Raw genomic sequence first — 11,953 nt, forward strand, 5'->3', positions numbered from 1 at the left:
TTAACATTTAAGAATAGTTAAACCTGTTACAATTCAATATTTTAAATGCTATATTTACGCCTTAATTTAGGGTATGGCAGTTCATAAGCTTGTTTTAGATGCTATTGATGAAGACCTATTTACTTTAATTGCAATTCATTGCACCCTTGAAGACTATAGGTTAGCGTATCTATTAAATAAATTTTTAGGTATTACCCTTAGAAGAAAAGCATCAGATTTAGACTTTCAAAATGGCACATTAACCTATGCTGTATATGAATGGGAAGATTGTAAACAACAAACCATTTGGAGTTTAGTATCTAATGTCTGTAAAACGGAACATTATAGAGAAGGTATAACAGATTCGTTGTTTAACATACAGGAAAAAACAACCAAAATCAATTATTTAATACCAGAATATAAAACCGTTAATTATTTTTTAAAGATAGATAACGAGTTCAATTTCAGTAAAGAAAAGTATATTTTAAACAGGATATTAAAAATACCGCAAGTGGCCACAGCCTATAATATTGAATCTACTCAATTGAAATCTAAAGACCATTTAATTTTTATCTAATGTCATTAACAAAAAAAACCAAAATAGTAGCTACGTTAGGACCTGCAACCAGCAGCAAGGAAGTATTAAAGAAAATGCTTGAAGCAGGCGCTAATGTTTTTAGAATAAATTTCTCTCATGCCGATTATGAGGATGTTTCCGAGCGTATCAATATGATTCGTGAGCTTAATGAAGAATATGGATTTACGGCAGCCATTTTAGCCGATTTACAAGGTCCTAAACTTCGTGTGGGCGTTATGAAGGAAGAAGTGGTGGTAAACCCAGATGATGAAATCATCTTTGCTACCGGTGAGCGTTTTGAAGGCACCAAAGAACGTGTTTACATGACCTATGATAGGTTTCCGCAAGATGCTAAACCAGGAGAACGTATCCTTTTAGACGACGGTAAATTAATTTTTGAAGTGGTTTCAACAGACCAGAAGTCTGAGGTAAAAGCCAAAGTTATTCAAGGCGGGCCACTTAAATCTAAAAAAGGGGTTAACCTGCCAAATACCAATATATCGCAACCAGCATTAACTGAGAAAGATATTAGTGATGCTATTTTTGCCATTAAACAAGATGTAGACTGGATTGCCTTGTCTTTTGTGCGTCATTCTGAAGATTTAATGCAACTACGTGATTTAATAAAAGAACATAGTGACCACAAAATTCCAATAGTTGCCAAAATTGAAAAGCCAGAGGCCATTGAAAATATCGATAAAATTGTAACCCATTGTGATGGTATCATGGTAGCACGTGGTGACCTTGGTGTAGAAATTCCAGCGGCCGATGTACCATTAATACAAAAGCAATTGGTATTACGAGCTAAAAAGGCTAGAATTCCGGTAATAATTGCCACCCAAATGATGGAAACCATGATTTCTAGCTTAACACCAACCAGGGCTGAGGTGAATGACGTTGCTAACTCAGTTATGGATGGTGCCGATGCGGTAATGCTTTCTGGTGAGACCTCTGTAGGAAGTTATCCGGTGCAGGTTATTCAACAAATGGCAAGTATTTTACAAAGTGTTGAGAATTCACCATTAATTAAAGTGCCTCAGTTACCACCACATATTCGTACCAATCGTTATATCACAAAATCTATATGTTATCACGCGGCTAATATGGCTAACGAAATTGATGCCAAAGCCATTTCAACCTTAACCAATAGTGGCTATACAGCGTTCCAAATTTCGGCTTGGAGACCGTCTTGTCATATTTTAGTATTTACGTCAAACAAACGCATTTTAACACGTCTAAGCTTGCTTTGGGGTGTACGCGCTTTTTATTATGATAGGTTTGTAAGTACTGATGAAACCATTGAAGACGTAAACAAAATTGCTTGCCAAATGGGTTATTTAGAAGCGGGTGATATGCTGGTAAGTTTAGCAGCAATGCCCATACAAGAAAAGGGAATGGTAAACACACTACGTGTTACCGAAATTAAAAGCTGTAGTTTCTAAAACTGTTAGCGGTTCGCATACGTCTTGACAATGTAGTTATTTACCATAGTAACAATTTCAATAATTAAAAAGAAGGTTATTTTGTAGTCTAGACTACGAGTAATGCTAGTGACTTTACATGGTTTTTATAACGGTTCAGTATTGTCTGTCACTTGCCTATTATTACCGACAACCATGGGTTAAAAATTACTCTTTTCAGGTTTAGAACTATTTTAAGTTATTCCTTCCTGATAGTTATTGGAAGGATTGGAACGTTGTCGAATACGCCTAATTGATGTTATCTAATGTTAGTGGTTTTTTAATTTTTTGCGTAATAAACCCATCAATTCCAAAAATCGTCGTTAGCATCAAAATTTTCGAATAAGGATAGGCTTAAAATTTAATGAGTAACTCAAATTTGTCAAAAAGAGCCTTTCGGATGCGTTAACTGAAAGCTTGATGCTTTGAAACCAGAGAACAGCCCAACAACAGCTTCGTATTCCTCATCCTGATACCCCACGCTCGCCATACGAAATGCAGGAGCGAGAATCTCCGGCAAAAAGGGAACAATCTGCTTGTAGTGCCAAACCCGAGGAGGCCATCCTTCTGGCACTTTTTCAATATAAGGTCGAAGGAATTCTAACGCTTTTCGAATGCTACGGCCATCTGCTGTTTCATAAGTCCACAAATCCACCCCAACCCACTCACCAAGAGTTGCAAGTTCAGTGAGTCCTGTCAAATTCATTTCAGAGTAGTCAAACGACTTGGTGCGGCGCAGCTCCATCGGTTGAGCGCCGTTTGGTTCTATTTGAAGGGCGATTCGGTTTTCTTTTACCGACTCCAGTTTTTTACGAGCTAGGTCTTTCTTATCCAAAGCGAGCGCTAATCGCACCACTCTTACGTCGAACATCGTGCCATGATTTTGTCGCATTTGGACTTCTTCACGACCATAGTCGCTATTCATAAACCAATCCAGAAAGTCCGCTATCCATATTTCCAGTGCCGCTCGATCACCTTCGTTCCAATGCGTTGATCCATCTAATAATCCCGCCGCGTCAACCGCTTGAACCACGCCACCTGTTTCAATCATTCCAATATACCGGCCTTGGTTTCTACCTGGCACAGCCTGAGCATATTGTAGGTGTGGGTTCATCCGTGTCGCAGGGTCTATATACCAAACCCGCAGACACCGAGCTGCATGGGCAGCGTAAGACTCTTCACCAGTAAGGTAATATGCGAGGGCGAGTGTTTCTACCAAGTAGCCGATTTCTTTACCGCGAGAATAGTCCACAAAATCGGGGTTTCTGGATTCCGGATTGATAACGCCGTCCTTTGGTAGGTAGGGCAGACCGTCTGACTTCGAAGGATCTGGCCAAAGGTAAGGGGCTTGTGTGTAGTAGTCATTGAGGTTCCCAGTAACAGGATGTCGTTTTTTATCAGTTACCGTCGGAGGTTCTGTCGCTAGAGCTTCATCTGCAGCTTTCAAGAGGGCCTTGTAGGCTGGCATAAGCGAGGCATCACCTTGGCTAATGCTTTTCTTTACTCTTGTCAAGGCGCCGCGTCTTGCGCCGAAGAAACGAGGACTCTCTTTTCTAGCTGAAGCATCAGTTGACTTGTTTTGTTCAAAACCCGCTTGCGGAAGAACAAATGGACTCACTACTAAAAATAGGATTCCTAACAGGGAGAGACGGGATGGTATTATTGTATTTATCATTTTTTTACTGCTGGTTTTGATTCCATTATTTCACAACGCGTACCATCTAGGTCGTGCACATTACATACCCAGCGATTGTTACGGGCAATCAAGGGCTCGTAGCGTTCGAGGTCGGGCAAGGCGTTAAATAACATATCGCGATGCGCTTTTCTAATATCATCAGTCAAAAGGCACATATGGTGCATTGTGCCCATTTGCCTTCTACTTAGTTTCATATCGTTTATAAGAATATATTCGACATAGTCGCCTCTATCTCCAGGTACCTGCATATTTACCCAAGCATCCGGACCACCATCCTCACGCGATCCACGCCAAATTTCTTGAAAGCCTAAAGCATCTCGATATAATTGGTTGGCCGCTTCTTCGTCCGTAATTGTGATGCCCACATGGAGCAAACGATCGGAAACCCGTCTCGCTCCAAGATGCTTGCCTCGTGCCAACACTTGCTTGGAATTGGAAGTATATTCAACAAAAATCAGGTTATGTCCGTTCGGCCCTACGAGACCGCTAGCTAAGGTACCATCCGGCCTTTTTTCCACGGGTGTCGGGTCGAGCCCTCTTTCTTGGAGTATCGCGACAGTAGTTTCAATATCTGAAACCTGAAACGCGACTTCTACTAACCGATTGTCATCCGTTCCCTCCGGCTTTGAGACCAACTTCACGAACTGGTCGTCGTTGATTTTTAAATACCAAGCCTCCTGATCCTCATACGCCGCAAAAGCGAATTCAAATCCATAGAAAGCCGTATAGAAGGCACTCGATTGCTCTAGACTTGATACCTGAAACGCCACATGGGCTATTCCCTGAATAGGAAGTTCTTTTTCAATTTTCTCTCCCATGGATAGGCAAGATAGTATTAGGGTTAAAAGGACTATTTTCTTCATATTTTTTCAGATTACATTGAAATTAAAATTTACAAAAACTTGAAGTAATTTACTAAGTAATAATTAAATCTGTGATTATGATTTAATTATTATTGATTTGTTTCTGTTTTTTTATGGATTCGATATTCAAAAAACACTATTTTTCGTGCAAAATAAAGATATTAAAACTCAAACTTTAACTGTACACTTACTGTTTTATTAGGCTTAGGTGCCGCGGGAGTTTTTTTAGTTTCATTATTTAAATTGGATAACGAAATCCCTAATAAGCGTACCGAGTTACTCAAGGTTTCTTGATATAATAAATCTTTAGCAGTGTCTAAAATAACATCTTTGTCATTAATAAAATAAGGCAAGGTTTTACTGCGGGTTTGCAGCGTAAAGTCACTGTATTTAATTTTTAAAGTTACTGTTTTGCCAGCCACTTGGCTTTTATTTAATCTTTTGGAAACTTCTTGTGCAATGTGCTCCAGTTTTTCAAGCATAAATACTTCGCTACTTAGGTTTTCACTAAAGGTACGTTCGGCGGCTAAACTTTTTCTAGTGCGGTATGGTTTTACCTCGCTGTTATGAATACCTCTAACAACATGGTAATAATACCCTCCAGATTTACCAAAATGCGTTTCTAAATACTCCAACGATTTTTGTTTTAAATCGGCTCCCGTAAAAATACCTTTCTGGTACATTTTTTCGGCGGTAACTTTCCCAACACCATAAAACTTTCTTATATCTAGTTGCTCTAAAAACGTAAGTACTTCTTCGGGGTTAACCGTTTTTTGTCCGTTAGGTTTGTTATAATCACTAGCCACTTTGGCAATAAACTTATTGATAGATATACCTGCCGAAGCGGTGAGTCCTACCTCATTAAAAATACGTTCTCTAATGTCTTTAGCAATTAATGTGGCACTGGGATTGCCTTTTTTATTTTGGGTAACGTCTAAATATGCTTCATCTAAAGAAAGTGGTTCTACCAAGTGCGTATAATCATAAAAAATAGCTCGGATTTTTTTAGAGATTTCAGAATAACGTTCAAAATTGGGGCGCACAAAAATAATTTCCGGACATAACTTAGCAGCTAAGGTTCCTGCCATGGCACTTTTTACACCAAATTTTCTGGCCTCATAACTGGCAGCACTTACCACACCACGCTTACCGCCACCACCAACAGCAATGGGTTTACCTTTTAATTGGGGGTTGTCCATTTGCTCTACCGATGCATAAAAGGCATCCATATCTACATGAATAATTTTTCGTATTGGTAAATCAACAGACATGATGTAAATTTATGAATTCCTGCGTAGGCAGGAATCTCAAAAAAAGTTAAAACAAAAACATTTCTCTAATATTGAGAATTCTAAAAGAGACACCCGCTTTCGCGGTCATTGTTATGATTGAAATAGAACGCAAATTTTTGGTAATATCAAATGGTTATAAAAAAGAGGCTAGTAATAAAACCCGAATAACCCAAGGGTTTTTAAATACGCATAAACAACGCACTGTTAGAGTAAGACTTAAAGGAGATGAGGGGTTTTTAACGGTAAAAGGGCCATCAACCGACGATGGTTTAAAACGTTTTGAATGGGAAACCCCAATATCTGATAAAGATGCTAAAAGCTTATTAAATCTCTGTGAATTGGGGGTTATTGCTAAAATTCGTTATGAAGTGCCTGTAAAAAACCATATTTTTGAGGTAGACGAGTTTTTAGGAGATAATATAGGATTAATAGTTGCTGAGGTTGAATTACAATCTGAAAACGAAACCTTTGAAAAACCAGATTGGTTGGGAGAAGAAGTTACGGGAGATATTAAATATTACAACTCGCAAATTAGCAAAAACCCATATTGCAATTGGGATAAATAAGCATAGGATGAAAACAATAGTACTTACATTTATAGTGTTAGCCACTATGATATCTTGCAAAAAAGAAACAACAACCTTACCCAACGTTGAAGATGTGGTTTCTGAAGTGGTTACAGATTCAACAAACCTAGAATTTGATGAGGTACCTGCTGAAAAAACGATTACGCAATTAAAAGAAGAACTCACAGCAAAAGGTTTTAAAACATTTGATTATGTAGATGAAAAGACTCAAGACACCATTTTAATGCAGCAATACTTTATGGCTTTTTTAAAACGAGGCCCCATTAGAACTCAAAATGAAGAGGAGGCTGCCCTTATTCAAAAGGAACATTTAGCCCATTTAACTAAAATGTATGAGTTGGGATACGCCGATATTTCGGGACCTTTTGGTGATGATGGTGATATTAGAGGTATTACCATTTACAATGTACCTACACTTAAAATGGCCGATAGTTTAGCAAAAGCTGACCCCGCTGTAAAAGCTGGATGGTTAGAAATTGAAGTACGTCCTTGGTGGGCAGCAAAAGGTTTTCCCCTTAGATAGAAATTTTACTTAGTGATCTCAAAATACCGTTTTGCTTCATTACCAAATTCATCCACAACGGTAAGGGTATGTTTTCCTTGTTTGGGTAAAATGGCTATTTCATGAATGTCTTTGGTATTACCAATATAAGTTTCATTTATATACCAGAATAAGGTACTTTCGGGTTTTGAATGGGCTATTTTCAATATCATGTCATTACTAATCCCATCAAAATCCTTAGGTAAAAAAATGCTATTATTTTCTTTGGGGTAGATAAATTCCATAGAGATAACCTGTTCTCCTAAACAGTCATTTCTAAATTTTGGTAACGGTTTGTAAAACGGATTCTTGGTTTTATAGTAATAGGCCATAAGTGGCGGCAATACAAACCACGATTTGTGTTTGATGTTACTCAATTTCTCACAGGAAGCATTGACTTGATAGCTTTCATTTTTATCTACATGAATTAAAACATGGTACGGACAAGGTTTTGTTTTTAATCCACTCTGTTGTACAAAAACAGGCTCTGTGTCATGGCAGTTTGGTGATGCTCTGTGCCCACTTTGTTTACAAATATTAATTTTTTGCATTTCATCAAAAGGCTTGTTAAACCAACAGCTTTGGGGTAGCAAATCAAATACTTCAAAAAGTATGGGAGCAGCGGTTTGAACGCCTACTAATCCAGGCCTACCCTCGCCATCGGCATTACCAACCCAAACCCCAACTACGTAGTCTTTGGTAGTACCTATGGCCCAAGCATCTCTAAACCCAAAACTAGTACCTGTTTTCCAAGCTATTTGTTTAGAGCTATCAAAAAACTCCCAGTTTTCATTGCCTTCAGGTCGGTTTACTTTTTTCAAACTTTCAAAAGTGAGATAAATAGATGCTGCATCAAATAAGGTTTTCTCAGATTGAATGTTGCCAAAATCCACAATTTCTGAAGCCATTAAAGTAGGTTCGCAAAATTCATTGGAATAATATTCGCTAGATGTTTCTGAAAAATGATTTATAGTTGAAGCAAGTGCTGCATAACTTTTACATAAGTCCCATAAATTGCTTTCGGCACCACCCAGAATTAAGGATAGCCCATAATGATTAGCATTGTATTTTAGGTCTTTTAGCTGTAATGCTTTTAAATAATGATAAAACCTGTCTAAGCCAAATTCTTGTAACATTCTAACAGAAGGCACATTTAAGGAGCGGGATAACGCTTTACTGGCAGGAATAGCACCATCATAGGTTTTATTGAAATTCTCGGGATTGTAACTCCCAAATTGAGAGGGAACATCGGCTACCAAAGTATGGGGTAACATATCGCCAGTATCCAACATAGCTGCGTATAAAAAAGGTTTTAAAATACTACCAGTACTTCGTGGTTTATCAATAATATCTACATGTTTTTGATGTTTTTTGCTGGTTGGGGTGTTACCAACATAAGCTAAAACTTGTCTGGTTTTTACATCTAATACTAAAACTGCGGCATTGTGAATTTGGTTTTGACTTAAAACGGCATGATGATGCTTAACAATCTTATTTACATGTGTTTGCAGAGAAGCGTCAATCGTTGTTTTTATAAATTCTCCTTCATATGATTTTGATAGTTTTTGTAATAAATGTGATGCTATTTGAGGTAGCGGATAGGGTTTTTGCGGTATTCCTTCAGCAATAGATAGATTGTAGGTAAGCGAATCTATAATATTTTTTTCTAGCAGCTTTTTAAGTAATCTGTTGCGTTTGTTCAGTAATTTATTTTCATTTTTTCCAGGATAAATTAAGCTTGGAGCATTGGGTAAAACCGCTAGGGTAGCGCTTTCTGCCCATGATAAATTGTAAGCACTTCTATTAAAATAACGCCATGAAGCGGCATCTAACCCCACTACATTACCCCCAAAAGGCGCGTTACTAGAGTAGTAAGCAAGTATATTCTCTTTAGAATCTCTTAACTCCAATCTTGTAGCAAGAATAAGTTCTTTAAGCTTTTCTAAGTAGGTTCTGGGTTTCCCTTGTCTTGATAACCGAATGACTTGTTGTGTAAGTGTACTTCCGCCACGTTTTACAGTTCCAGAAGTAAGGTTGTCTTTTAAAGCTTTAAAAATGGAGATAGGATTAAATCCAGGATGTTTATAAAAATATTCGTCTTCAAACTGAAGTATACACGTTTTGAATTTTTTGGGAATACTGTCATTATGCGGAAATCGCCATTGGCCATCTGCGGCAATTTTTGCTCCAATAAGCTCGTTGGTAGAACTTGTTATAACTGTTGAAGTGGGACTTTTAAATAGTTGTTTTGGTAAACAAAAGTAATAAGCTACTAAGAGTATAGCTAAGATGGAGAACCTAAGTTTTCTTTTTTTTATGTAGCCAATTATTTTGTTCATCTAAGATATGTACCCACTAAAATAGGCGTTTGGATGCATTTTAAGATAAGTTTATTATTTTTTACTGTAAAAAGATTAGAAGATTATTTACATTCGATTTATCATCTTAAAATTCACATGATAAAATCATTCATTCATTACATTATACTTTTAGGCTTCATGGGTGTTTCTCAGTTACAGGCTCAATTAGGTTTTTGTAAAGGCAACTCGGGTTCTCCAATATTTAAAGAAGATTTTGGAACTGGTAAAGGTGACAGCTCACTTAACAAAGGAAGTACAACTTATCGTTTTACTCAAGGGTCTCCAATTGACGGTTCTTATAAAGTATCCAGTAATACGAATTGGTATGGCTGGTTTATTACTAAAGACCATACTCCAAATGATAACAATGGTAGATGTTTAATAGTAAATGCAAGCTATAACTCTGGGGAATTTTTCACGATACCAATTTCTGGTTTATGTGAAAACACAACTTACGAATTTTCTTCATGGTTAATTAATTTGTTTCCAGCGCAAAATAGAGTTTGTGGCCCTTCTGGAAACGAAAGTGCCAACCCCATAAATATTACTTTTGAAATTTGGGACAGTACAGAAACATTACTTTTAAAGAAAGGAAATACGGGTGACATACATGGTTCTTATGATCCAAATTGGCAACAATATGGTTTAGTTTTTAAGACAAATCCGGGTCAAGAATCAGTCATTTTAAAGATGCGAAACAATGGCGTTGGAGGATGTGGAAATGATTTGGCAATAGATGATATTGTTTTTAAAACATGTGGTGATAGTATTGTGATAGAAGATGAGTTGAAAAACAGACAACAAACCACAGTATCAGAAAATAATTATCCTTATTCCACAACACTTACAGCATTGCCCGACTTTACTGTATTCTCATCACACCATTATCAATGGCAAAAAAGTTTAAATGGTAAAGATTGGTATAATATAGAAGGAAAAGACAGAAATAATATCTCAATTAAAAACTTAAAAAAAACAACTTATTATAGAGTATTGGTAGCTGAGGATGCCATTAATGTTTTGAATACATCTTGCCATTTAATTACAGATTACTTTAAAATAAGTGTAGGAGACATAATTAAAGCACAAAAAAAAGAACCCAAAAAACCTATAACAAAAATCACAAAAATCACCACTAATCCTAAACCCTATGCAGTTGTTGAAGAAAAAGAGATAGTAGAATCCACTAAATTTGATAGACAACCGCAAATTATTGAAAAAGACAGCTTACCAAATAGTGATATTGACACCAACTTATTACCTAAAACTTATAAAGAAATTATTATTGTATTAGATGGTAATAAGGTTATTAAGCATAAAGTTTGGATTGATGGCGCTATAGGTCAATACGTTCAAACTAATGAAAAAATAATAAAAAAAGGAGATGATAGAGGTGACATAGTTATAAATGAAACCGTATATTATAGAGCAGTTTATGGTTTTAACTCGGTAAAAAGAACTTATGTTATTAAGTTAAAATCTAAATAACTATCTCTCAACATCATTTTTTAAATATTAAAAACACTTGTTTATAAATGGATTTACACTAACAGTGGTTTTTTTAAATAGTTGTTTTGGTAAACAAAAGTAATAGGCTACTAATAATATAGCTAAGATTGAAAACCTAACTTTTCGTTTTTTTATATAACCTATTACTTTGTTCATTTAAAGAAATATGCAAACTAGCAGCCCATTGGAATATCAAATGCGATGACTTTTTCTATTTTTTCATCATTCATAGTAGTAAAAATAACTTTAAAGTAAATTTTATTTATTGATACTCCCGATGATGCATTATTTATGCTTTTGCTGTCTTTTATAAGCTTATACCATTCTTCTCCACAATGCACTTTTACAGCCTGCTTGTATTCATCTATATCTACTTCAATAAATGTATTCCAAGCTTTTGGATTGTAGGTAATGGTTTTAAACACATTGCTATTAGTTTTGGTTTTTAACGGTTCCCAAGCCGAATAATAATGTTTCCATTCTGTAAGATCACAATGGGGGCCTTCATTCATGATGGTAATACTGTTTTCATGACGCTGAAACACTTCAATCTTTTTAAATTTTGAATGATGCCTAATTCGTAATGTTTTATTTTCAACAGTTTCTCCCAATTCAACAATGGCATCTACTTTATTTGATGCATACGTTGTTGTTTGAGGATTGTCAATCATTTCAGCATTGAGGTTTTCAAACTCTAAAGTAAATTCTTCAAAACCAACCCTAAATCGTTTCTTAATTTTTTCCTCAGTTAGAAAACCACTAAAAACATAACCTTTACGGTTATTATGAATATCATCTGTACACGATACCTTTACCCACTGACCAGAAATAATTTTGTTATTATCTTGTACATCCAGTTTTAAATGGGTGCGTTCTGTAATTTCTAGTTCTGTACCGTAAACCAACTTATCAAGGCGTTTAGAATCTTGACTTGGTTTATCTCTTAAAAACAGGCCGTTGTTGGCGTTTACATATCTAATTTCTTGTGTGTTGGCAATATTGAATCCTATCAACATTACCAGTAAATACATATATTTTGTCATTTTTTTATGTTTTTTAAATGCCCTTGGAAGTATAACATTTCAGGTG

Annotated in this window: 10 protein-coding genes; 5 read left to right on the top strand and 5 right to left on the bottom strand. The window is 36.2% G+C overall.

Annotation, left to right across the window (positions count from 1 at the left end):
- Positions 1-73: 73 nt before the first annotated feature.
- Both E1J38_RS03330 and pyk read left to right on the top strand, forming a co-directional pair.
- Positions 74-556, top strand: a complete 483-nt coding sequence (locus E1J38_RS03330; RefSeq protein ID WP_133355856.1) for an IPExxxVDY family protein — start codon at positions 74-76, stop codon at positions 554-556.
- A complete protein-coding gene (gene pyk / locus E1J38_RS03335) occupies positions 556-1,998 on the top strand; it encodes a pyruvate kinase (protein ID WP_133355855.1) in 1,443 nt (480 codons plus the stop codon). The genes E1J38_RS03330 and pyk overlap by 1 nt, the downstream gene beginning before the upstream one ends.
- A 400-nt stretch (positions 1,999-2,398) precedes the next feature.
- Here pyk and E1J38_RS03340 read toward each other — a convergent pair whose 3' ends face one another.
- From E1J38_RS03340 to dinB, 3 genes are all read right to left on the bottom strand, one after another.
- A complete protein-coding gene (locus E1J38_RS03340) occupies positions 2,399-3,691 on the bottom strand; it encodes an alginate lyase family protein (protein ID WP_133355854.1) in 1,293 nt (430 codons plus the stop codon).
- A complete protein-coding gene (locus tag E1J38_RS03345; protein WP_186525808.1) occupies positions 3,688-4,530 on the bottom strand; it encodes a VOC family protein in 843 nt (280 codons plus the stop codon). The genes E1J38_RS03340 and E1J38_RS03345 overlap by 4 nt, the downstream gene beginning before the upstream one ends.
- A gap of 206 nt (positions 4,531-4,736) precedes the next feature.
- Complete coding sequence (gene dinB / locus E1J38_RS03350) at positions 4,737-5,846, bottom strand: DNA polymerase IV (protein WP_133355852.1); 1,110 nt, start codon at positions 5,844-5,846, stop codon at positions 4,737-4,739.
- A gap of 113 nt (positions 5,847-5,959) precedes the next feature.
- Between dinB and E1J38_RS03355 the strand changes: the two genes are divergently transcribed.
- Both E1J38_RS03355 and E1J38_RS03360 read left to right on the top strand, forming a co-directional pair.
- Positions 5,960-6,433: a CYTH domain-containing protein gene (locus tag E1J38_RS03355; RefSeq protein ID WP_133355999.1), complete on the top strand. Its 474-nt coding sequence runs from the start codon at positions 5,960-5,962 to the stop codon at positions 6,431-6,433.
- Between the two features lie 7 nt (positions 6,434-6,440).
- On the top strand, positions 6,441-6,977 hold the full coding sequence (locus E1J38_RS03360; RefSeq protein ID WP_255449776.1) for a YciI family protein: 537 nt from the start codon (positions 6,441-6,443) through the stop codon (positions 6,975-6,977).
- A gap of 5 nt (positions 6,978-6,982) precedes the next feature.
- On the opposite strand, the gene pbpC is transcribed toward E1J38_RS03360, so the two are convergent.
- Positions 6,983-9,334 carry a penicillin-binding protein 1C gene (gene pbpC, locus E1J38_RS03365; RefSeq protein ID WP_133355851.1) on the bottom strand — a complete coding sequence of 784 codons (2,352 nt, stop codon included), beginning with the start codon at positions 9,332-9,334 and terminating at the stop codon, positions 6,983-6,985.
- Positions 9,335-9,451: 117 nt separating this feature from the next.
- Between pbpC and E1J38_RS03370 the strand changes: the two genes are divergently transcribed.
- Positions 9,452-10,843 (top strand): DUF8696 domain-containing protein, encoded by a 1,392-nt coding sequence (locus E1J38_RS03370; protein ID WP_133355850.1) that lies wholly within the window; start codon positions 9,452-9,454, stop codon positions 10,841-10,843.
- A gap of 194 nt (positions 10,844-11,037) precedes the next feature.
- On the opposite strand, the gene E1J38_RS03375 is transcribed toward E1J38_RS03370, so the two are convergent.
- On the bottom strand, positions 11,038-11,907 hold the full coding sequence (locus E1J38_RS03375; protein WP_133355849.1) for an SH3 domain-containing protein: 870 nt from the start codon (positions 11,905-11,907) through the stop codon (positions 11,038-11,040).
- Positions 11,908-11,953: the final 46 nt, after the last annotated feature.

Origin of the sequence: Seonamhaeicola sediminis, assembly GCF_004358095.2 — a bacterium.
GTDB classification, from domain to species: Bacteria; Bacteroidota; Bacteroidia; order Flavobacteriales; family Flavobacteriaceae; genus Seonamhaeicola; species Seonamhaeicola sediminis.